At 70.6% G+C, this 21,009-nt stretch carries 20 protein-coding genes; 11 read left to right on the forward strand and 9 right to left on the reverse strand.

The annotated features are described in order from the left end of the window. The gene (locus ACVN90_RS19405) at window positions 1–711 is read right to left on the reverse strand and encodes an ABC transporter ATP-binding protein (RefSeq protein ID WP_475099839.1); all 711 of its coding nucleotides are present in this window, start codon (window positions 709–711) and stop codon (window positions 1–3) included. Next, complete coding sequence (locus ACVN90_RS19410) at window positions 698–1,477, reverse strand: ABC transporter ATP-binding protein (protein WP_475099840.1); 780 nt, start codon at window positions 1,475–1,477, stop codon at window positions 698–700. Before ACVN90_RS19410 ends, ACVN90_RS19405 begins: the two co-directional genes overlap by 14 nt. Before the next feature lie 261 nt (window positions 1,478–1,738). Here ACVN90_RS19410 and ACVN90_RS19415 point away from each other — a divergent pair, with 261 nt between their 5' ends. The 3 genes from ACVN90_RS19415 to ACVN90_RS19425 all read left to right on the forward strand — a co-directional run bounded on the left by ACVN90_RS19415 (window position 1,739) and on the right by ACVN90_RS19425 (window position 4,903). Next, entirely contained in the window at window positions 1,739–3,127 is a 1,389-nt protein-coding gene (locus ACVN90_RS19415; protein ID WP_475099841.1) for an aminomethyl transferase family protein, read from the forward strand. Window positions 3,128–3,217: 90 nt separating this feature from the next. After that, window positions 3,218–4,114 (forward strand): IclR family transcriptional regulator, encoded by an 897-nt coding sequence (locus ACVN90_RS19420; RefSeq protein ID WP_475099842.1) that lies wholly within the window; start codon window positions 3,218–3,220, stop codon window positions 4,112–4,114. 9 nt (window positions 4,115–4,123) lie between these two features. Beyond that, the gene (locus ACVN90_RS19425; protein WP_475099843.1) at window positions 4,124–4,903 is read left to right on the forward strand and encodes a DUF1932 domain-containing protein; all 780 of its coding nucleotides are present in this window, start codon (window positions 4,124–4,126) and stop codon (window positions 4,901–4,903) included. 92 nt (window positions 4,904–4,995) lie between these two features. Here ACVN90_RS19425 and ligM read toward each other — a convergent pair whose 3' ends face one another. After that, entirely contained in the window at window positions 4,996–6,405 is a 1,410-nt protein-coding gene (gene ligM / locus ACVN90_RS19430; protein WP_475099844.1) for a vanillate/3-O-methylgallate O-demethylase, read from the reverse strand. A 150-nt stretch (window positions 6,406–6,555) separates the two neighbouring features. On the opposite strand from ligM, the gene ACVN90_RS19435 reads away from it, so the two are divergent. From ACVN90_RS19435 to ACVN90_RS19450, 4 genes are read left to right on the forward strand one after another with little or no spacing between them, the layout of a single operon-like run. Next, complete coding sequence (locus ACVN90_RS19435) at window positions 6,556–7,314, forward strand: PIG-L deacetylase family protein (RefSeq protein WP_475099845.1); 759 nt, start codon at window positions 6,556–6,558, stop codon at window positions 7,312–7,314. A 16-nt stretch (window positions 7,315–7,330) separates the two neighbouring features. Further along, the gene (locus tag ACVN90_RS19440; protein WP_475102157.1) at window positions 7,331–8,047 is read left to right on the forward strand and encodes a 4-carboxy-4-hydroxy-2-oxoadipate aldolase/oxaloacetate decarboxylase; all 717 of its coding nucleotides are present in this window, start codon (window positions 7,331–7,333) and stop codon (window positions 8,045–8,047) included. Then, window positions 8,034–9,113 (forward strand): 4-oxalomesaconate tautomerase, encoded by a 1,080-nt coding sequence (locus tag ACVN90_RS19445; RefSeq protein WP_475099846.1) that lies wholly within the window; start codon window positions 8,034–8,036, stop codon window positions 9,111–9,113. Before ACVN90_RS19440 ends, ACVN90_RS19445 begins: the two co-directional genes overlap by 14 nt. 22 nt (window positions 9,114–9,135) lie before the next feature. Next, on the forward strand, window positions 9,136–10,086 hold the full coding sequence (locus tag ACVN90_RS19450; RefSeq protein WP_475099847.1) for a VOC family protein: 951 nt from the start codon (window positions 9,136–9,138) through the stop codon (window positions 10,084–10,086). Between the two features lie 134 nt (window positions 10,087–10,220). Here ACVN90_RS19450 and ACVN90_RS19455 read toward each other — a convergent pair whose 3' ends face one another. The 3 genes from ACVN90_RS19455 to ACVN90_RS19465 all read right to left on the reverse strand — a co-directional run bounded on the left by ACVN90_RS19455 (window position 10,221) and on the right by ACVN90_RS19465 (window position 14,434). Next, complete coding sequence (locus ACVN90_RS19455; RefSeq protein WP_475099848.1) at window positions 10,221–11,351, reverse strand: 5-methyltetrahydropteroyltriglutamate--homocysteine S-methyltransferase; 1,131 nt, start codon at window positions 11,349–11,351, stop codon at window positions 10,221–10,223. Window positions 11,352–11,492: 141 nt separating this feature from the next. Beyond that, window positions 11,493–12,404: a serine hydrolase gene (locus ACVN90_RS19460; protein ID WP_116196946.1), complete on the reverse strand. Its 912-nt coding sequence runs from the start codon at window positions 12,402–12,404 to the stop codon at window positions 11,493–11,495. Window positions 12,405–12,469: 65 nt separating this feature from the next. After that, window positions 12,470–14,434, reverse strand: coding sequence for a M13 family metallopeptidase (locus ACVN90_RS19465; protein ID WP_475099849.1), 1,965 nt, complete (start codon window positions 14,432–14,434; stop codon window positions 12,470–12,472). A gap of 124 nt (window positions 14,435–14,558) precedes the next feature. On the opposite strand from ACVN90_RS19465, the gene ACVN90_RS19470 reads away from it, so the two are divergent. Beyond that, window positions 14,559–15,878: an MATE family efflux transporter gene (locus tag ACVN90_RS19470; protein ID WP_475099850.1), complete on the forward strand. Its 1,320-nt coding sequence runs from the start codon at window positions 14,559–14,561 to the stop codon at window positions 15,876–15,878. A gap of 25 nt (window positions 15,879–15,903) precedes the next feature. Here the strand turns inward: ACVN90_RS19470 and ACVN90_RS19475 are convergent, their stop codons facing one another. Both ACVN90_RS19475 and ACVN90_RS19480 read right to left on the reverse strand, forming a co-directional pair. Continuing rightward, window positions 15,904–16,557 carry a TrmH family RNA methyltransferase gene (locus ACVN90_RS19475; RefSeq protein ID WP_475099851.1) on the reverse strand — a complete coding sequence of 218 codons (654 nt, stop codon included), beginning with the start codon at window positions 16,555–16,557 and terminating at the stop codon, window positions 15,904–15,906. 44 nt (window positions 16,558–16,601) lie between these two features. Then, window positions 16,602–16,745: a hypothetical protein gene (locus tag ACVN90_RS19480; protein ID WP_475099852.1), complete on the reverse strand. Its 144-nt coding sequence runs from the start codon at window positions 16,743–16,745 to the stop codon at window positions 16,602–16,604. A gap of 195 nt (window positions 16,746–16,940) precedes the next feature. Here ACVN90_RS19480 and ACVN90_RS19485 point away from each other — a divergent pair, with 195 nt between their 5' ends. After that, window positions 16,941–18,248 carry an Nramp family divalent metal transporter gene (locus ACVN90_RS19485; protein ID WP_475102158.1) on the forward strand — a complete coding sequence of 436 codons (1,308 nt, stop codon included), beginning with the start codon at window positions 16,941–16,943 and terminating at the stop codon, window positions 18,246–18,248. Window positions 18,249–18,271: 23 nt separating this feature from the next. After that, a complete protein-coding gene (locus ACVN90_RS19490) occupies window positions 18,272–18,925 on the forward strand; it encodes a metal-dependent transcriptional regulator (protein ID WP_475099853.1) in 654 nt (217 codons plus the stop codon). Window positions 18,926–19,073: 148 nt separating this feature from the next. On the opposite strand, the gene ACVN90_RS19495 is transcribed toward ACVN90_RS19490, so the two are convergent. Next, entirely contained in the window at window positions 19,074–20,018 is a 945-nt protein-coding gene (locus tag ACVN90_RS19495) for an SDR family NAD(P)-dependent oxidoreductase (protein ID WP_475099854.1), read from the reverse strand. A gap of 40 nt (window positions 20,019–20,058) precedes the next feature. Here ACVN90_RS19495 and ACVN90_RS19500 point away from each other — a divergent pair, with 40 nt between their 5' ends. After that, window positions 20,059–20,868, forward strand: coding sequence for an HAD-IIA family hydrolase (locus ACVN90_RS19500; RefSeq protein WP_475099855.1), 810 nt, complete (start codon window positions 20,059–20,061; stop codon window positions 20,866–20,868). The last annotated feature ends 141 nt before the right edge of the window (window positions 20,869–21,009 follow it).

Here is a 21,009-nt window from a genome sequence, read left to right on the forward strand (position 1 = left end):
TCAGCCTCCCAGGTACGCGCGGCGGATCTCGTCCATGCCCTTGAGCTCCGCGGTCGAGCCGGTCAGGACATTGCGCCCCGTCTCGAGCACGGTCGCGCTGTCGACGAGGGTGAAGGCGAGGTTGGCGTTCTGCTCGACGACGAGCATCGCGATGCCCGACTCGGCGCGCAGGCGACCGATCGCCTGGTACACGGTCTTCGCGGTGCCGGGGGCGAGACCGAGGGATGCCTCGTCCAGCAGCATCAGGCGGGGCCGGGCCATGATCGCCCGCGCGATGGCGAGCATCTGCTGCTCGCCGCCCGACAGCGCCGACCCGTTCGAGCGGATGCGGTCCTTGAGCTGCGGGAAGAGCTCGAGGCAGTAATCGACGTCGGCGCGGATCGCCTTGGCGTCCTTGCGGCGGTACGCGCCGACCCGGAGGTTCTCGCGCACCGTGAGGTCGGAGAGCGTCCCGCGGCCCTCCGGCACGTGCGCGATGCCGAGCGCGGCGACCTGGTCGGGGCGCAGACCCTTGAGGTCTTTGCCGTCGAAGCGGATCGTGCCGGTCGAGCGGACGGTGCCCGACACCGCGCGCAGCGTGGTCGTCTTGCCGGCGCCGTTCGCACCGAGGATGCCGACCGCACCGCCGTCGGGCACCGTGAGCGAGACGCCCTCGAGCACCTGCACGCGCCCGTAGAACGCGCGGACGTCGGCGAGCTCAAGCAGCGTCATCGACCGCGTCCTTTCCGAGGTACGCCTCGACGACGCGCGGGTCGGACTGCGCCTCGGCGGCCGAGCCCTCCATGAGCTTGCGGCCGTGGTCGAGCACGACGACGCGATCGGTGAGCGCGGAGATGAGTCCCATGTTGTGCTCGACGATGACGACGGTGATGTCGTCGTCGCGCACGCGCCGCACGGTCTCGATGAGCTGCTCGACCTCGGAGTGCGGGAGCCCCGCGGCCGGCTCGTCGAGCAGCAGCAGCCGCGGCTTCATGAGCAGGGCACGGCAGAGCTCGACACCCTTGTGCAGCCCGTGCGACAGCTCGTCGGCCCGCGTGCGGGCGGCCCAGCCGAGACCGTGGCCTTCGAGAAGGTCCAGCGCCTCGTGCCGGAGCGCCTTCTCGCAGCGGGTCGTTCGGGGCAGTCGCAGCGACCACTCCGCCGGCCCACCCGGAAGGCGGCTGTGCGCGCCGAGCAGCACGTTCTCGAGCACGGTCTCGCGCAGCTGCAGCGCGGGGTGCTGGAACGTGCGCGCCAGGCCGTGCCGTGCGAGGGTCGCCGGCGGCGAGCCGAGCACCTCGTCGTCGTCGATCGTGATCGAGCCGGCGCTCGGGCGGTAGTGGCCGCTCACGCAGTTGAACAGCGACGTCTTGCCGGCGCCGTTGGGGCCGACGAGGCCGAAGATCTGGCCGGGCTCGACAGTGAAGGTCACGTCCTCGAGCACCTTGACGCCGCCGAAGTGCAGGCTCACGTCGCGGACTGCGAGCCGAGCGCCCATGGCCCCACCTTTCGCGTCATCGCGTGGTCGTGGTCGATCCGGGAGTCGAGTCCCTCCCGTGCTTGGGAAACTACGGATTCGCGGCCAGATTGTCAACGATTTTGGTGTGAAGTTCCGCGACCGTGACCTTCGACACGATGCTGGCGCGGCGCGCGCGGGGGCGCGGCATCCGTTTCCGTTCAACGGAACGACCCTGTCGAAGCCGGCCGGAGCGCTCTTACGCTGACCGCAGCTTCCCCAACCGACGAAGGAGGGTCGACGATGACCACGATCACGGACACCAAGCCCGAATCGCTCGCCGAGGCGATCGAGCGCGCCGGCAGCCCCGTGGAGCTGCTGCGCAACCAGAACTGGCCGGCGTTCACGTTCCCGGTGGCGCCGGAGTTCACGAACTGGCGCGACGAGCAGCGGGCGTGGAACACCTCGGTGGCGCTCATGGACCAGTCGCACCACATGACGCAGCTGTTCCTCGACGGCGCCGACCTCATTCCCCTGCTGAGCTCGATCTCGCCGAACACGTTCGCGACGTTCCGGCCGGGCGTTGCGAAGCAGCTCATCTCGGTGAACAAGGACGGCTACCTCATCGGCGACAGCATCCTGTTCTACAACTCCGAAGGCCCCGAGGGGCTTGTGCTCATCGGGCACCACATCCTCATCGACTGGGTGCGATTCAACATCGAGAAGGCGGAGGCGCTCGGCAAGGACGTGCGCTACCGCCTCGAGGCGAACTCGCACATGCGGCAGGGACCGCCCACGTTCTACCGCTACGAACTGCAAGGGCCGCACGCCGACCTCGTGATGGAGAAGGTGTTCGGCGGGCCGGCGCCAGAGATCAAGTTCTTCCACATCGGCGACGTCGAGATCGCGGGGCGCCCGGTCAAGGCGCTGCGCCACGGCATGGCCGGGCAGCCGGGCTTCGAGTTCTACGGGCCGTGGGAAGATCACGAGGTCGTTCTGAACGCGCTCATGGAGGCGGGTGAGGAGCACGGGATCCGCCGCGTCGGCGCGAAGGCGTACTCCTCGTCGCCGCTCGAGTCGGGGTGGGTCCCGACGCCATTCCCGGCCGTGTTCGACGACGACTTCGCCGAGTACCGCGAATGGCTGCCGGCGGCGCGCATCGGCTCGGTGGGCGGCTCGTTGTACTCGACCGACATCCACGACTTCTACATGACGCCGTTCGACATCGGCCTCGGCCGCTCGGTGCGCTTCGACCACGACTTCCACGGCCGCGAGGCGCTCGAGAAGCACGCCGAGAACCAGCGCCGCCGCAAGGTCACGCTGATCTGGAACGCCGACGACGTCGCCGCGGTCGTGCGCTCGCAGCTCGAGCCGGGCACTCCCGCGAAGTACCTCGACTTCCCCAAGGCGCGCTACGGGCTGTACCAGATGGACGAGATCCTGAAGGACGGCGAGCGGGTGGGCATCTCGACGGATGCCGGTTACGTGGCGTACGACCAGCTCTACATGTCGCTCGCCACCTTGGACGCCGGCATCCGCGAGGGCGAAGAGGTGGAGGTGGTGTGGGGCGAGGACCCGATCTCGCGCAAGGACGGCGTGGATGCGGACCACCGCCAGGTGCGCATCCGCGCGACCGTCGCCCCCGCGCCGTACCACGACTACGCCCGGACGGTGTATCGCCAGAACGCCTGAGCCGCTGACCGCTCCGGCGCCCGGATTCCGCTGATCGGAACCGCGGCGCCCGAGCGGGGTTAGCATGGCGGCGTCGTCGAGGAGGATGCCGTGGCACGAGGATCGGCCGGAGAGTCGGTGCTTCACCGGCACCTGCGCGTGCTCGAGAGCTTCGATGCGTGGCACCCGTTCCTCACCCTGACGGAGATCGCCGACGCGTCGGGCATCCCGCCGTCGACCGCGCACCGCCTCATCGCCGAACTCGAGCACGAGGGTCTGCTCGAGCGCCTGCCCGACCGGACGTACCGTCTCGGCGTGCGGCTGTGGGAGTTCGCCAGCCGCACGCCGGGCGCGGTCGGGTTGCGCGAGATCGCGCGCCCGTGGCTGGGTGCGGTGCACGAACGGGTGCGGCAGCACGCGCAGCTGGGCGTGCTGAGCGGGCGGGACGTGCTCTTCATCGATCGGATGTCGACGCGCGATGCCGTCGTCAACGCCACGCTGATCGGGGGCCGCATCCCGCTGCACGCGTCGTCGAGCGGGTTGGTGCTGCTGGCGTACGCCGACGCGTCACTCGTTGCCGACGTGATCGCCGCGGGCCTGCGGACCTACAACGAACGCACGATCCGCACCGGCGCCGAACTGCGCGCGGAGCTGCGCCGCGTGCGGGAGCAGGGGTACGCCGTCACCGAGGGCGCCATCCACCCCGAGTCTCGCGGCATCGCCGTGCCCGTGACCGGGCCCGGAGGTACCGTGTACGCCGCGATCGGCGTCGTTGTGCCCAACGACGGCGCCTCGACCCATGCGTACGCCGAACTGCTGCGCCGCGCGGCAGCGGGCATCGCGCGCGAGCTCGCGGTCGCGTACCGGCCCGACGTCGACGAACGCACGCACGGCATCCGCTCGCTCGTGAGCGGTTCACGACGGTCGCTGGAGTACCTCGAGAGCCTCGACGCCGACCCGCGCGTCTCGGGCGCGCTTCCCGCCCTCGGCCCCGCGCCGGTGCCTTAGGTTGGCGCCATGACGACGATCGCGGTCCTGGGGCTCGGCGAAGCCGGCCGACGCTACGCGCGCGGCCTCGCGCACGCCGGAGCTGAGGTGCGCGGCTTCGATCCCGCACACGACCTCGGCGACCCCGATGTGCCGCAGTTCGCCTCCCTCGTCGATGCCCTCGCCGGGGCCGATGTCGCCCTGAGCCTCGTGACCGGCCATGCCGCAGCATCCGTCGCCCGCGAAGCCCTGCCGCACATCGCGGCGGGTGCCGTGTACGCCGACCTCAACACCGGGGCGCCCGAGCTCAAACAGCGCATCGCGCGGCTCGCCGCCGACCGCGGGCTCGCGATGGCCGACGTCGCCGTGCTGGCGCCGGTGGTGCGCGCCGGGCACCGCACGCCGCTGCTCGCGAGCGGATCCGGGGCCCAGGAGTTCGCGGCTCGCGTCGGGCCGTTCGAGGTGCCGGTGGAGGTCGTCGAGGGCGAGGCGGGCGAAGCCGCCCGGCTGCGGCTGCTGCGGAGCGTGTTCATGAAGGGCCTCGCCGCCCTCGTGCTGGAGGGGCTCGGCGCCTCGCGCGCCGTGGGCGCCGAGGACTGGCTCCGCGCGCAGATGGCGCAGGAGCTCGGACCCGACGGCGCGGCGCTGATCGACCGCCTCGTCGACGGCTCGACGACGCACGCGGTGCGCCGCGAGCACGAGGTGCGCGCCGCCCTCGCCGCGCTCGAAGCCTCGGGCCAGCCCGCCGACATGACCCGCGCGACCCTGGCCTGGTTCGAGCGGCTCGTGGCAGAGCGCGACCACGACTGAACGGGGCAACCTACCCGCATTCCCCGCCACGCACAATGGCGAAGCGCATTGAGCGGACCGATGCCGCCGCACCGGTCCCGCACCGACGTCGGCTACACCGCCGCCGCGGCGGTGCGCCAGCCGCCGTGGTACTCCTGGCGAGCCGTCACCGCGTAGGGCACCGGGCTCACCACGGCCCGCACCGCCAGCTGCTCGTGCGGCTCGACGGTGGTCTTGCGCGAGCCGCCGTCGGGCTCGCCCCACACCACGCGCACCTCGGCGCCGATCGGCACATCGCGGTCGACGGTCGCCAGCGACAGGCCGCGCTTCTCATTCGCCGTGACGCCGGTGAACAGCGAGAGGCCGATCGTGTCGCCGTCGGCGTCGATCACCGCGTCGTAGTTCGACGAGCCGTAGTTCGCGTTCGGCAGATCGAAGAACTGATACCCGGGGCCCTCGCGGTCGATCACGCTCGTGAGGAGCTTGGCGAGGTCCTCGTCGTTCCACGCGAGCGTCACCTTCTTGCGCTGCGTCTCGGGGTCGATCTGCTCGAGGGCCTCGCGCCCGATGAAGTCGTGGTCGAACTTCACGAACGAGCCGTAGCCGAGGTCCCACGGGTTGAGGTAGTAGTCCTCGATGTCCTCCGAGACGAACGACCCCGCGAGCGCGTTGATCGCCTCGTAGCTGTTCGCCGGCAGCCACTCGCGGTAGCGGCGCTCGAGGTCGCCGCCGGTGTAGATCGCCGGCAGCGGCGAGGGGATCCAGCCCGACTCGAGCGTGTTCGACGAGTACGCCCGCGAGCCGCACGGCTCGAGGCCGAACTCGCGGCCCGCCTCGAGCACGGCGTCGCGGATGCGGCCGTGCTCGGCGTACGGGCCCCAGATCTCGAGGCCCGGCGCACCGGCCATGCCGTGGCGGAGCGTGCGCACCTGCTGCCCCGCGATCTCGAGCTCGCCCATGTGGAAGAAGCGCACCTGCTCGACCTCGTGGCCGGCGAGCTTCTCGATGATGGGCCAGGCGTTGGGTCCCTGGATCTGGAAGCGGTAGAACTCGCGCGTGACCGCCTCGCCGTACGGGCGCGACGGCGACCGGTCGTCGTAGCGGGTCTCGACGTCGTAGCCGCCGGTCTCGGCGTGGAACTGCAGCCAGTTCGCGCCCGGCGCACGGCCGACGTAGACGTACTCGTCGTCCGCGAGGTGGAAGAGGATGCCGTCGCCGATCACCCCGCCCGTCGACGAGGTCGGCACGAACTGCTTCGCCGTGTTCACGGGGAAGTTCGCGAACGAGTTGATACCGGTGTCGGAGAGCAGCGTCAGCGCATCCGGTCCCGTCATGAAGAAGTTGACCATGTGGTGGGTCTGGTCGTAGAGCACGGCCGTCTCGCGCCACGCCTTCTGCTCGCGCCGCCAGTTCGTGAACTCCGCCGGCACCACCGGGTAGATGTACGTGCCCAGCGGCGAGTTGCGGAGCATCTCGACGACGCTTCCCCGCTCGTCCATGAGTTCCTGCAGATTGCTCGCCATGCCTGTCTCGACTTCCTCGTCCAGTGGGTGCTGCCGGGTGACCTGACCGCGATGCTACGTCGCGGCGATACCTACGTCCAGAGGTATTTCGTCGCCACGATTGTAGACAATTTGTTGACCATTTCGCCACAGGTATGGTTCGCTGGCCCCATGACAGACACCGCCGTCGACACGCTCCTCGTCGTCAGCGCCCACGCCGGCGACTTCGTGTGGCGGGCGGGCGGCGCGATCGCCGCCGCGGCCCTTCGAGGCGAACGCGCGGTGGTCGCCTGCCTGTCGTACGGCGAGCGGGGCGAGTCGGCGAGCCAGTGGCTGGACGGCAAGTCGCTGGACGAGATCAAGCGCATCCGGCGCGACGAGGCCGAGGCCGCAGCATCCGCTCTCGGAGCCGAGATCGAGTTCCTCGACCTCGGCGACTACCCGCTCGTCGAGTCGCGCGAAGCGGTGTCGCGCCTCGTCGACCTGTACCGGCGCGTGCAGCCGACGGTCGTGCTCACGCACACGCTGCGCGACCCCTACAACGGCGACCACCCTGCTGCGGCGCGGATGGCGCTCGAGGCCCGTGTGCTCGCGCAGGCGATCGGCGTCGCGAACTCCGACGGCAGCTACCCCACGAAGGACGACTTCATCGGCGCCCCGCCGGTGTTCTTCTTCGAGCCGCACCAGCCCGAGCAGTGCGACTTCACCCCGAACGTGCTGCTCGACATCACCGAGGCGTTCGGGCGCAAGCGCGCCGCGATGGAGTGCCTGCCCGCCCAGAAGCACATGTGGTCGTACTACACCGACCTCGCGGTCCGCCGCGGCGTGCAGCTCAAGCGCAACGCGGGCCCGAACCTGGGCCTTCCCCACGAGACCATGGGCGAGGCCTACATGCGGCACTTCCCGCAGGTCACCGCGGTGCTGTCGTGAGCGGGGTGCGTCCGTGATGAAGCCCGTCATCGTGACCGACATCGCGCGGACGGATGCTGCGACCGCCCGCGCGCTCGGATCGCACGGCGTCGCGACGGTGCACGAGGCGATGGGGCGAACGGGACTCGTGGGTCCCGGCATCCGTCCCATCCAGACCGGTGTCCGCACGGCGGGAACGGCCGTCACGGTGCTGAGCTGGCCGGGAGACAACCTCATGATCCACGCGGCGATCGAGCAGTGCCGCGAAGGCGACCTGCTCGTGGTCGCGACGACCTCACCGTCGACCGACGGCGCGTTCGGCGACCTCTTCGCCACCGCGCTCAAGGCACGCGGCGTGCGGGGGCTCGTCACCACGACAGGCGTCCGCGACACCGCAGACCTGCGCGAGATGGGCTTCCCGGTGTGGGCGAGCGCTGTACACGCACAGGGCACCGTGAAGGCGACACCCGGCTCTGTCAACGTGCCGATCGTCGTCGCCGGTGCGACGGTGCGGCCGGGCGATGTGGTCATCGCCGACGACGACGGCGTGGTCGTCGTGCCGCGCGAGCGCGCGGCGGATGTGCTCTCGGCTGCCGATGCTCGCGTCGCGAAGGAGACCGCGGACCGCGAAGCGTACGGATCCGGCGCTGAGCTGAGCCTCGACCGCAAGGGCCTGCGCCCCCTCCTCGCCGAGCTCGGCATCGAGTACGTCACGCAGGCCGAGTACGAGGCGCGCGACGATGAGCGCGCCTGATCCGGTGCGCGACGGCGTCCGCTGCATGCTCATGCGCGGGGGCACGTCGAAGGGCGCGTACTTCCTCGCCTCGGACCTCCCGGAGGACGGGCCCGAGCGCGACGACCTGCTGCTGCGCATCATGGGCTCGCCCGACCCCCGCCAGATCGACGGCATCGGCGGCGCGCACCCGCTCACCAGCAAGGTCGCGGTGGTTTCGCGGTCGACCGCCGAGGGCGTGGACGTCGACTACCTGTTCCTTCAGATCGGCGTCGACACCGCGACGGTGGCCGACGCGCAGACGTGCGGCAACCTGCTCGCCGGCATCGGGCCGTTCGCCGTGGAACGCGGCCTCGTCGCGGCGACGGGCGCGCGCACGACCGTGCGCATCCGGCTCCTCAACACCGGGGACACCGCGACCGCGGTCTTCACCACGGCCGACGGCCGCCCGGACTACGACGGCGATGCCGCCATCGACGGCGTGCCCGGCACGGCATCCGCCATCGAGCTGGAGGTGGGCGGCGGCCCGGACAAGGCGCTGCTCCCGACCGGCCACCCCGCCGACGAGCTGGACGGCGTCGCCGCGACCCTCATCGACAACGGCATGCCGGTCGTGCTCCTGCGCGCCGACGACCTCGGTGTCGACGGCTCGGAGTCGCCCGCGGCGCTCGAGGCCGATGCCGACCTCGCCGCGCGCATCGAGCGCGTCCGACTCGCCGCCGGCCCGCTCATGGGGCTCGGCGACGTGACGGCGCAGACGGTGCCGAAGGTGATCCTGCTCGCGCCGCCGCGCGCGGGCGGCGCGATCTCGACCCGCGCCTTCATCCCGACGCGCGTGCACACGGCGATCGGCGTGCTGATGGCAGCATCCGTCGCCGCCGCCCTCCGGATCCCCGACGCTGTCGGCCACGCCATGGCCGGCCCGCTCGACGACGAGGACACCGCTGTCGAGCACCCGAGCGGCACGTTCCCGTCGCGCGTCCGCGTCACGCAGGACGACGCCGGCGCCTGGCGCGCGACCTCATTCTCCCGGCGGACGGCTCGCAAGCTCTTCGATGGCACGGTCTTTCCGAGGCCGCGCCGATGAACACCGTCAGAGAGGACGCCTCATGACCGCAGACACGTCGTTCGACGTCGCCCACCTCGCCCACGTCGAGCTGCTGACGCCCACCCCGGCGGAGAGCCGCTGGTTCTTCGAGGACCTGCTGGCGATGCGGGTCGTCGCCGAGGAGGGCGACTCCGTCTACCTGCGCACGTGGGACGAGTACCAGCTGTACACGATCAAGCTCACGGCATCGGATGCTGCGGGCGTGGGTCGCACGTCATTCCGGGCCTCGTCGGCGCAGGCGCTGGAGCGTCGCGTCGCCGCGATCGAGCAGGCGGGGCTCGGCAGCGGGTGGACCGACGGCGACGTGGGCTGCGGACCGACGTACGAGTTCACCGACCCCGACGGGCACACGATGGGGATCTTCTACGAGGCCGAGCGGTACGAGGCAGGTGACGACGACCGCCCGGCCCTGAAGAACCAGGCCTCGCGGTTCCCCGGCCGGGGCGTGAACGCGCGCCGCCTCGACCACATCAACTACCTCGCGAAGGACGTCGAGGCCAACGGTGCATTCCTGCGCGACGCGCTCGGCATGCGGGAGTCCGAGCGCATCCGGCTCGACAGCGGGAAGTTCGCGGCGTGGTGGTTCCACTTCTCGCTGAAGTCGTACGACGTGGTGTACTCCGACGACTGGACCAAGCACGGCAATCGCCTGCACCACATCGCGTTCGCGCCCGACACCCGGGAGGACATCCTCAAGGCCGCCGACATCTTCCTCGAGAACGGCATCCACATCGAGTCAGGGCCCCACAAGCACGCGATCAACCAGACGTTCTTCCTCTACGTCTGGGAGCCCGGCGGCAACCGCATCGAGTTCGCCAACGCCGGCGCCCGCCTGCTGCTGGACCCCGACCAGCCCGTCGTGGAGTGGACCGAGGCCGAGCGCCGCAAGGGGCAGGCCTGGGGCATGAAGACGATCGAGACCTTCCACACGCACGGCACCCCCGTCGTCTGAACCATCCGTCCGTTCCCCGCCACCCGGATCCGCGAGAGAACACCTGGCGGCCGAGGAATAGGGAAGTTCACTACCTCTCGGCCGCCAGGTGTTCTCTCGCCGGAATGCGAGGCACCGGGGAGCGGGACGGCGGGTCAGCGCCAGACGTCGGCGGCGATGTCGACGACCTCGCGCACCTTGGCCCACTGCTCGTCCTCGGTGAGGACGTTGCCCTCCTCGGTCGAGGCGAAGCCGCACTGGGGGCTCAGGGCCAGCTGCTCGAGCGGGGCGAACGCCGCCGCCTCGTCGATGCGCTGCTTCACAGCATCCACGTTCTCGAGTTCACCGGTCTTCGACGTGATGAGCCCGAGCACGACCGTCTTGTCGCGACCGTTCCCATTGCTGCTTTGGGGCAGGAATCGGAGCGGCTCGAAGCCGCCGGCGCGCTCGCTGTCGTACTCGAGGAAGTACCCGTCGTAGGCGGTGTTGCCCAGCAGCTGCTCGGCGACCGGCTCGTAGCCGCCCGACGAGATCCACGTCGAGCGGAAGTTGCCGCGGCAGACGTGCGTGGTGATCGTGAGGTCGTCGGGCTTGCCGTCGAGGATGCGGTTGAGCATGGTCGCGTAACGCTCGGCGATGCCGTCGGTGCGGATGCCGCGCTCCCGCGCCTTCTCGAGCTCGACCTCGGAGCACAGGTACGCCCACGCGGTGTCATCGAACTGGAGGTAGCGGCATCCTGCCTCGTAGAACGCCGCCACCGCGTCGCGGTAGGTCTGTACGAGGTCGTCGACCATGTCGTCGTGCCCGCCGTAGCCCGACGCAGCGAGGTGCCCCGGCTCGATGCGGAAGTCGAGGACGGTCGGCGCCGGGATGCTGAACTTGGGCACCGCGCCGGTCGTGCGCTCGAGCAGGCTCTTGAGCGACCGGAAGTGGCCGAGGAAGGGGTGCGTGTCGCTGAAGCCGATCCGTCCGGTCACGTCGATGCCGCGCGGCTTGGTCTGCACGCCCTGGAACTGGATGCCGTGGTCGAGTTCGACGATCTCGACGCCGTCGAGCAGACCGAAGAAGTCGAAGTGCCACCACGAACGGCGGAACTCGCCGTCGGTCGCGAGCTTCAGCCCGGTGTCGGCCTCGCGGACGATCAGCTCGGCGATCGCGGTGTCTTCCGCGACCTTCAGCGCTTCGGCGTCGATCTGGCCGGAGGCGAACCGGCGACGGGCCTCCGCGAGCTCGGCGGGACGGAGGAAGCTGCCGACGATGTCGGCGCGGAACGGCGGTGTTGACACCCTCGCGAGCGTACCTGATCCCTCCCGCCATAGGGAAACGTCCCGTCACAGAACCGCGAAAGGGTGGGTTTCCGCACACGAGAAGGGCCCGGAACGTGCGGAGATCTACCCTTTCGCGAGTCCACCGGCGGCGCCGGGGCGTCAGAACACGTACTCCATGAGGTCGGTGCCGAGGATGCGGAACGCCTCGTGTGCGCGGAGGCGGTGCGAGATCGACAGGTCGTCGAAGCACACGATGAGCGCGTACGACACTCCGGCGCGCGGGCCGGCGAGCACACCTGCTTCGACACGGATGCCGGCATCCCGGCCCGTCTTGTTGATGAAGAGCAGTCCGTGCTCGTCGTTCTCGTGCGAGAACGGGTCGAGACCGGTGGCGGATGCCACGAGCGACAGGTCGTGGTTGAGGCTCAGCCACTCCGCCACCTGGGCGCTCACGCTCGGCGAGACGACCTGCGAGTTCACCAGCGCCGCGAACACCTCGGCGAGCTCCCGCGCCGAGCCGAGGGCGAAGTGCGGAGCGTCGTCGGGCCCGCGCTCGTCGCGGAACCGGTCCAGCAGCGCCGAGCGGGCGAGCCCGAGCTCCTCGATGCGGGCGCGCACGGCGGGGATGCCCACGCGCCGCAGCAGCGCGTTGGCGGCAAGCGCGTCGCCTGTCGACGCAGTGAGCACAGCGAGGTCGACAAGGGGAAGGGCGGGCGCCTTGAGGTGCTGCCACACTCCCCCCACGCCGACCGGCTCGATGTGCGCGCGGTCGATGATCTCGAGCGGCTCGAGGCGCCCCGACTCGAACGCGGCCGCCACCTCGATGAGCAGCGGCACGACACCGAGCCCGGCCACCGGCAGCGTCACGAAGTCGTCGCCCGACAGGACGGATGTGCCGCGGTCGAGGTCGGTGATGCGCACCGAGATCTTGGCCCCGGATGCGGCGAGATCGTCGAGCGCCTTCAGCGTCGACGTGAACGAACGACGACCGGCCGCTGCCCTCTTCGGCAGCCGCCGACCGGTGCTCCGCCCTGCCCCCCGCAGCGACTCGGCATCCTTTCTGGGCTCCATGCCCACGGAGTTTCCCTTCCCCTTGACGTTGTTGCGGGGTGATCGGGCCGCATGCGGCCCGTCCGTCACCAGATGGTGACGCGCTGATCCTCGTCGAGCCAGAGAGCATCCGACTCGGTCACACCGAACGCATCGTAGAACGCGTCGATGTTGCGCACGATCTGGTTGCACCGGAACTCGTTGGGCGAGTGCGGATCGATCGTGAGCAGACGGATGGTCTCAGCATCCCGTCCCTTCTGCTGCCAGATCTGTCCCCAGCTGAGCAGCAGTCGCTGGATGCCCGTGAAGCCGTCGAGCTCGGGCGCGCCCGTGCCGTCGAGCGACAGGGCGTAGGCCTTGATCGCGATGCCGAGACCGCCCAGATCGCCGATGTTCTCGCCGATGGTGAGCGCGCCGTTGACGTGGTTGTCGTCGGCGAGCCCCTGCGGCACGAGGGCGTCGTACTGGGCGATGAGGTTCTTGGTGCGCTTCTCGAAGGCGGCGCGGTCGTCGTCGGTCCACCAGTCGCGCAGCGACCCGTCGCCGTCGAAGCGGCTGCCCTGGTCGTCGAAGCCGTGGCCGATCTCGTGGCCGATGACCGCGCCGATGCCGCCGTAGTTGGCGGCGGCGTCGCGCTCGACGTCGAAGAACGGGTACTGCAGGATCGCCGCCGGGAACACGATCTCGTTCATCAGCGGGTTGTAGTACGCGTTGACGGTCTGCGGCGTCATGAACCACTCGTCGCGGTCGATCGGCTGGCCGACCTTCGCGAGCTGGCGGTCGTGCTCCCACACGTGCGCGCGGCGCACGTTGCCGACGAGGTCTTCGGCGTCGATCTCGAGGGTGGAGTAATCCTTCCACTTCACCGGGTACCCGATCTTCGGGGTGAAGGCGTCGAGCTTCGCGAGCGCGCGCTCACGGGTCTCGGGGCTCATCCACTCGAGCTCGGCGATCGACGCGCGGTACGCGTCGATGAGGTTGCCGACGAGCTCGTCCATCGCCTCCTTGGCGGCGGGCGGGAAGTGCCGCTCGACATAGACGCGGCCGATGGCCTCGCCCATCGCGGCCTCCGTGAGGCTGACGCCCCGCTTCCACCGCTCGCGGTTGACCGGGACGCCGGTCAGCTGCGTGCCGTAGAACCCGAAGTTCTCGGCGACGAACTCCTCCGAGAGGAACGGCGCCGCGGAGTGCACGACGGCGAACCGCAGCCACGCCTTCCAATCCTCGAGGCGGTCCTCGACGAGCAGCGCGCCGAGCCCCTCGAAGAAGCTGGGCTGGTAGACGTTGATCTCGGCGAACGCGTCGGCGTGGTCGGGTGCCGCGCCCTCGCGCCACGGCGTCAGGTCGACGCCGACGAGCTCCTGCACCTCGTCCCACGTCTTCAGGTTGTACGTCTTGACCGCGTCGCGGCTCGAGACGTTGTCCCAGTGGTGCGTGGCGAGCTCCGTCTCGATCGCGACGATGCGGTCGGCGGATGCCTCGGCCTCGGCCACGCCCGCGAGCTCGAGGATGCGCTGCACGTGCGTGCGGAACGCGATGCGCGTCTCCTGGAAGTTGTCGAGGCGGTAGTAGCTCTCGTCCGGCAGCGACAGCCCGCCCTGGATGAAGAAGGGCACGTATCGCTCGGGGTTGCCCGGGTCGGGCTCGAAGTAGAGGTGGATCAGCGCGGCGATGCCGTCGCGCTCGAACTCGCCGATCGTGCGGAGGAAACCGGGGATGTCTTCGATCGCCTCGACGCGCGAGAGCGACTCGGCGAGCGGGGCGGCACCGTGCGCCTCGATGCGCTCGGTGTCCATGAAGCTCGTGTACAGGTCGCCGATCTTGCGGGCCTCGGTGCCGGGCTCGGCCTGCTGCGACTCCTCGACGATCGCGTGCACGTCCTTCTCGGCCTGCTCCGCGATGAGGTGGAACGAGCCCCACCGTGCCTTGTCCTCCGGGATCTCGGTCCGTTCGAGCCAGCTGCCGTTGACGTGGCGGAACAGGTCGTCCTGGGGGCGGATCTCGGCGCTGAGTTCCTCGAGCGCGAGACCGGAGCGGGGGGCATCGGTCATGCGTTCCAGGGTAGTCGCCCGAAACCTGGACAACTCTCGGGAGGGGACGGATCGCCGCTCGTGACGACATTGTGATGAACGGATGCTGCGCCCCGGCGTCGGCGCCGCCTCCTAGGCTCGTGGGGTGACGACCGACACCCTGAACCGCGACATCCTGCGGCTCGCGGTGCCGGCGCTCGGCGCCCTGATCGCCGAGCCGCTCTTCCTCATCGTCGACTCGGCCCTCGTCGGCCACCTCGGCGTCGAGCCGCTCGCCGGCCTCGGCATCGCGAGCGCGGTGCTGCAGACGATCGTCGGGCTCATGGTGTTCCTCGCGTACTCGACGACGCCCGCTGTCGCGCGCCGCTTCGGGGCGGGCGACCCGTCGCGCGCGGTGTCGGTGGGCATCGACGGCATGTGGCTCGCACTCGGCATCGGCGCGGTGCTGGCGCTCGTCGGCTACGTCGCGACGCCGCTGCTCGTCGGCCTGTTCGGCGCGACGCCCGAAGTCGCCGAGCAGGCCGAGATCTACCTCGGCATCTCGATGTGGGGCCTGCCCGCGATGCTCGTCGTGTTCGCGGCGACCGGACTCCTGCGCGGCATGCAGGACACGGTGACGCCCCTGTGGATCGCCGGTCTCGGCTTCGCCGCCAACGCCCTTCTCAACTGGCTCTTCATCTACGGCTTCGGCTGGGGCATCGCGGGCTCCGCGATCGGCACCGTCGTCGCCCAGTGGGGCATGGTCGCGGCGTACGCGATCGTCATCGGGCGGCTCGCGCGGCGGCACGAGGCATCCGTCCGCCCTCAGCGCGAGGGGGTGCGGGGGTCGGCGCGGTCCGGCGGCTGGCTGTTCCTGCGCACGGTGTCGCTGCGGTTCGCACTGCTCGCGACGGTCGCCGTCGCGACCGGGCTCGGCACGGTCGAGCTCGCCGGCTGGCAGGTCGCCTTCACGATCTTCTCCACGGCCGCCTTCGCACTCGACGCGCTCGCGATCGCCGCCCAGGCGCTGATCGGCATGGGGCTCGGCGCGGAGGACACCCCTCTGGTGCGCCGCGTGCTCGGCCGCACCGTCGCGTGGGGCGCGTGGTTCGGCGTGATCACCGGCGCGATCATCGGCGCACTGTCGGGGGTCATCGGGCTGGCCTTCACCGGCGACGCCGGCATCGCGACACTCGTGCAGCCCGCGCTCATCGTGCTCGCGATCGCCCAGCCGGTGTGCGGCGTCGTCTTCGTGCTCGACGGCGTGCTCATCGGCGCGGGCGACGCGAAGTACCTCGCGATCGTCGGAGTGCTGAACCTCGTGCCGTTCGTCCCCGCGCTCGTGCTCGTGGCCTGGCTGCACCCCGTGGGTGCCGCCGGCCTCGCGTGGCTGGCCGTCGCGTTCTTCGGCGTCTACATGCTCGCCCGGCTCGCCACCCTCGGCTGGCGCGTGCGCGGATCGGCCTGGCTCACCGCCGGGGCATGACCTGCGTTTCGACTCGCAAGCTCACTCAGCGACCGGTGTGGCGGCGGCACCATTCGTACATGACGACGGCCGCGGCGGCGCTGGCGTTGATCGAGCGGGTCGAGCCGTACTGCTCGATCTGGACGGTTCCGGATGCTGCGGCCAGCGCCTCCGGCGACAGCCCGGGTCCTTCCTGGCCGAACAGCAGCACGCACGCCTCGGGCAGGTCGGCGGCCGGCAACGGCCGCGAGCCCTCGACGTTGTCGATCGCGATGACGGGGAGGGACGCAGCATCCGCCCATTCGGTGAACGCCTCCACGGTCTCGTGGTGGCGCACGTGCTGGTAGCGGTCTGTGACCATCGCCCCGCGGCGGTTCCAGCGGCGCTTGCCGATGATGTGCACCTCGGCGGCGAGGAACGCATTGGCGCTGCGCACGATCGAGCCGATGTTCATGTCGTGCTGCCAGTTCTCGATCGCGACGTGGAACGCGTGGCGGCGCGTGTCGAGGTCGGCGACGATGGCGTCCATCGTCCAGTACCGGTAGGCGTCGACGACGTTGCGGGCGTCGCCGTTCGCGAGCAGGTCGCGGTCGTAGCGCGGGTCGTCGGGCCACGCACCGGGACCACCCGGCCACGGCCCCACGCCCACCGGGAGCGTGGGCTCGGCAGGCTCGGCGGCGCTCGCATCGGGCGGATTCACCGGCCCAGGCTATCCGCCGCGGAGCGCGCCCCGCGATCGGGCGATCAGGTGTGGTGCACCTGGTGCCACTGGCCGCGTCGCGTCTCGGCGAGCGACGCCCGCCAGATCCGGCGGGCGGGCCGCGCCATCCTGCGCTCCCGCACGCCGTCCATCACGTGGTGGATCGCCGCGACCAACTTCGTCGTCATCTGCACCGCCTGCTCTCGAGGATGTCGAGTCAGGCATATCGCCGATCGAACCGGCGTGCGCAGGGGTTGACAAGCCGTCACAGGAGTGGGCGCGCGCAGCTTTTCGGTGCGCCGAAAACAGGGTATGTTTTCGGTATGCCGAAAACTGCCGAGGACGTCAGGACCCCCACCGCGCTCCAGAGCCGACGCCTGTCGATGCCGCGCCTCGCGTGGCTGATCGGGCCGGCGCTCGTCGCGGGGGTCGCGTATCTCGATCCCGGCAATGTCGCGAGCAACATGACCGCCGGCGCCCGCTACGGGTATCTGCTCGTGTGGGTCGTGGTGCTCGGCAACATCATGGCGTGGCTCATCCAGTACCTCTCGGCCAAGCTCGGCATCGTCACCGGGCGGAGCCTCCCCGAGACACTGGGCGATCGCATCGGCAACCGCTGGGGGCGCCGCGCCTACTGGCTGCAGGCCGAGCTCGTCGCGATGGCGACCGACATCGCCGAGGTGATCGGCGGGGCGGTCGCGCTCAATCTGCTGTTCGGCGTCCCGCTGCTGTGGGGCGGCGTGATCACGGGTGCCGTCTCGATGGCGCTCCTGCTGATCCAGTCGCGGCGCGGGGCCCGGCCGTTCGAGTTCGTCGTCATCGGCCTGCTCGCGATCATCGCGATCGGGTTCTCGTTCGGCGTGTTCGTCGCGCCGCCCGACGGCGCGAGCGTCGTGGCGGGCCTGGTGCCGCGCTTCGAGGGCACCGACTCGGTGCTGCTGGCGGCCTCGATCCTCGGCGCCACGATCATGCCCCACGCCATCTACGCGCACAGCGCCCTGGCCCGCGACCGCTTCGCTCCGCCGCGCTCGAACAGCGCGCTCGGCGGCGACCGATTGGTGCCGCGCAGCTCCCGCGCTGCGGATGCCCCCATCGGGGCTCCGGCAGACCCGACGCTGGCTGAGCTGCGCGGCATCCCCACCCCACGTCTCCTCCGGGCGACGAAATGGGATGTCACGATCGCGATGCTGATCGCGGGCACCGTGAACCTCTGCATCCTGCTGCTCGCGGCCGCGAACCTGGCGGGCGTACCGGGCACCGACTCGCTCGAGGGCGCCTACGCGGCGCTGTACGCGGGACTCGGCCCGCTCGTCGCGACCCTGTTCGCGGTGGGCCTCCTCGCGAGCGGGCTCGCCAGCACGTCGGTCGGCGCCTACGCCGGCGCCGAGATCATGCACGGCCTGCTGCACATCCGCGTGCCGCTCCTCGCCCGCCGCCTGGTCACGCTGATCCCGGCGCTCGTCATCCTCGCTGTGGGGTTCGACCCGACGGTCGCGCTCGTGCTGAGTCAGGTGGTGCTGTCGTTCGGCATCCCGTTCGCGCTCATCCCGCTCGTCGCGCTCACCGCGAACCGCGACGTGCTCGGCGGCTACCGCAACCGGGTGTGGACGACGGTCGCGGGGATCGCAGCATCCGTGTTCCTCATCGCCCTCAACGGGATGCTGCTGTACCTCGTGCTGACGGGGGCGTGAGGGCCGCCCGGTACCCTGATTCCGTGGCCTCCCCTGCGATCGACGACTACCTGAAGACGATCTACCACCACACCGAGTGGCAGGACGACCGCATCACGCCGTCGCAGCTGGCAGCCGAGCTCGGCCTCGCGCCGTCGAGCGTCACCGAGATGGTGCAGAAGCTCGCCGCACAGGGTCTCGTGACGCATCGCCCCTACGGCCCGGTGTCGCTGACCGAGTCCGGCGAGCTGCGGGCAGCCGCGATCATCCGCCGCCACCGCCTCATCGAGACGTGGCTCGTGCGCGAGTTCGGCTACGCGTGGGACGAGGTGCACGACGAGGCAGAGGTGCTGGAGCACGCGATCAGCGACCGGCTGCTCGAGGGCATCGACGAGCGGCTCGGACGCCCGCGCTTCGACCCGCATGGCGACGCGATCCCGGATGCTGCGGGCCACGTCCACCGCGAGCCCTTCGTGCTGCTGGCTTCGGCACCCGCGGGGCACGTCGGCCGGGTGCTGCGGGTGAGCGACCGCGATCCCGAGCTGCTCAGGGCCGTCGAGTCGGCCGGCGTGTCCGTCGGCGCGACGGTGACGGTGACGGGGGCTGCGTCCCTGCGTTTGACGATGGGTGAGGGCATCGGCGCCGCTTCGGTCTCGCTGCCCGCGGCGGCGGCCGACGCGGTGTGGCTCAGCGCCTGACCGCCGTTCACGGGTCGCAACAGTCTGACAGCCGGGGCGGCAGCATCCGTCTCCCGACACAGGATCGCAAGATTCGCGACGGCACGCCGGGGAACGGATGCTGCGCGCCGGCGAGTCGCACAGAACCTCCGATTCTGTGCGCGTCAGGTCAGGGACGCGCCGCGACCTCGAACGGCCAGCGCACGCCTGTGGCGGTCTCGGCGACGTCCCACAGGCGCGCGGCCACGACCGGGTCACGCGTGATCTTCGAGGCGGTGTGCTTGCGGGGCTCGCCGCGCGAGCCCGTACGCGGACCCCAGAACTCGCCGCCCTCGACGGCGGGGTCGGTGAGCGCCCGCACGAGCGGCCAGGCGCCGTGCTCCTTCGACTGCGCCATCGCCGCCTGCAGGTTGTCGCGGAAGCGCTTGGCGCGAGAGGGCTCGTTGACGCCGACGATGCCGGGAGTGCGGCCGCCGGTCGAGTAGCCGGGGTGCGCGACGACGCTCGCGACCGGGATACCGGCCGCCCGCAGGCGCCGGTCGGCCTCGAAGCCCAGCGCCGTCGTCGCGACCTTCGACTGCACGTACGCGCGCCAGGCCGTGTATCCGTCGACGAGCTGCGGGTCGACGGGGTCGTAAGGCGTGAGCGAGGTCGACATGCTCCCGACCCACACCATCCGCCCGCGGGCCTCGGCGAGGGCGGGCAGGAGCTCGCCGGCGAGCGCGTAATGGCCGAGGGCGTTGGTGGCGAACACGACCTCGTGCCCGTCGATCGTGGTCTCGCGCGTCTTCGGCGCGTGGACGATCCCGGCGTTGAGCAGCACGCCGTCGAGGGCGCCCTTGCCGCGCACGCTCGCCGCGGCCGAGCGCACCGACGCCAGGTTCGAGGTGTCGAGGATGAGCGGCTCGGTCGCGTCGGGCGCAGCATCCGGAACCCGCCGACGGATCGCCGCGCGGGCCGCCGAGAGGCGGTTGGGATGGCGCGCCGACATCAGCACGTGCGCACCTGCGCGCACGAGCTGTTCCGAGGCGAAGTAGCCGAGGCCGGCGTTGGATCCGGTCACGAGGTACACGCGTCCGGAGAGGTCGGGAAGGGTCCGGGGGTCCCACGTCACGGGAACGACCCTACGCCCGACCGGCACCTAGTCTGGACGCATGCGGACCCGCGCGGACATCGAATGCTGGCTCACCGACATGGACGGCGTGCTGGTCCACGAGAACACCCCCATTCCCGGGGCTTCAGATCTGCTGCAGCAGTGGACCGATCAGGGTGTGCCGTTCCTGGTGCTCACGAACAACTCGATCTTCACGCCGCGTGATCTGTCGGCCCGGCTGCGGGCCTCCGGCCTCATCGTGCCGGAGGAATCGATCTGGACGTCCGCCCTCGCCACCGCCGACTTCCTCAAGTCGCAGATGCCCGGCGGCTCGGCGTTCGTCATCGGCGAGGCGGGGCTCACGACCGCCCTTCACGAGGCCGGTTTCATCATGACCGAGACGAACCCCGACTACGTCGTCGTCGGCGAGACCCGCAACTACTCGTTCGAGGCGATCACGAAGGCGATCCGCTTCATCAACGCCGGCGCCCGCTTCATCGCGACCAACCCCGACGCGACCGGGCCCTCGACCGAGGGCGTGCTGCCGGCGACCGGCGCGATCTCGGCGCTCATCACGAAGGCGACGGGCATGGAGCCCTACGTCGTCGGCAAACCGAACCCGATGATGTTCCGCTCGGCCCTGAACCGCATCGGCGCCCACTCCGAGAACACCGGCATGATCGGCGACCGCATGGACACCGACGTCGTCGCCGGCATCGAGGCGGGTCTGCACACCGTGCTCGTGCTGACGGGCATCAGCGACACCGCCGAGATCGCGCGCTACCCGTTCCGCCCCGACGAGGTGCTGACCTCGGTCGCCGACCTCCTCGACCACGAGCCCGTCGAATCCGAAGACCCCGAGCTTCTCTGACAGGCCGCGGCCGCAGCATCCCGTGCACGCTGCCTGTCCTCAATTGAGGATCAGAGCCGGGATGCGGACCGACACGTCGCGCACGGCCCTCACCTCGGCTTACGACCTCAAATGAGGGACGGATGCTGCGGCCCGGGGCCC

The sequence above is a fragment of the Microbacterium sp. F01 genome, from assembly GCF_056156365.1.

Bases quoted from the DNA above. Each gene is read 5' to 3' on its own strand.
- ACVN90_RS19445 (WP_475099846.1), top strand. From the start codon at position 8,034: ATGAGCGCGCCTGATCCGGTGCGCGACGGCGTCCGCTGCATGCTCATG.
- ACVN90_RS19425 (WP_475099843.1), top strand. From the start codon at position 4,124: ATGACGACGATCGCGGTCCTGGGGCTCGGCGAAGCCGGCCGACGCTAC.
- ACVN90_RS19415 (WP_475099841.1), top strand. From the start codon at position 1,739: ATGACCACGATCACGGACACCAAGCCCGAATCGCTCGCCGAGGCGATC.
- ACVN90_RS19465 (WP_475099849.1), bottom strand. From the start codon at position 14,434: ATGACCGATGCCCCCCGCTCCGGTCTCGCGCTCGAGGAACTCAGCGCC.
- ACVN90_RS19480 (WP_475099852.1), bottom strand. From the start codon at position 16,745: ATGACGACGAAGTTGGTCGCGGCGATCCACCACGTGATGGACGGCGTG.
- ACVN90_RS19450 (WP_475099847.1), top strand. From the start codon at position 9,136: ATGACCGCAGACACGTCGTTCGACGTCGCCCACCTCGCCCACGTCGAG.
- ACVN90_RS19410 (WP_475099840.1), bottom strand. From the start codon at position 1,477: ATGGGCGCTCGGCTCGCAGTCCGCGACGTGAGCCTGCACTTCGGCGGC.
- ACVN90_RS19460 (WP_116196946.1), bottom strand. From the start codon at position 12,404: ATGGAGCCCAGAAAGGATGCCGAGTCGCTGCGGGGGGCAGGGCGGAGC.
- ACVN90_RS19405 (WP_475099839.1), bottom strand. From the start codon at position 711: ATGACGCTGCTTGAGCTCGCCGACGTCCGCGCGTTCTACGGGCGCGTG.
- ACVN90_RS19485 (WP_475102158.1), top strand. From the start codon at position 16,941: ATGCCGCGCCTCGCGTGGCTGATCGGGCCGGCGCTCGTCGCGGGGGTC.
- ligM (WP_475099844.1), bottom strand. From the start codon at position 6,405: ATGGCGAGCAATCTGCAGGAACTCATGGACGAGCGGGGAAGCGTCGTC.
- ACVN90_RS19435 (WP_475099845.1), top strand. From the start codon at position 6,556: ATGACAGACACCGCCGTCGACACGCTCCTCGTCGTCAGCGCCCACGCC.
- ACVN90_RS19440 (WP_475102157.1), top strand. From the start codon at position 7,331: ATGAAGCCCGTCATCGTGACCGACATCGCGCGGACGGATGCTGCGACC.
- ACVN90_RS19500 (WP_475099855.1), top strand. From the start codon at position 20,059: ATGCGGACCCGCGCGGACATCGAATGCTGGCTCACCGACATGGACGGC.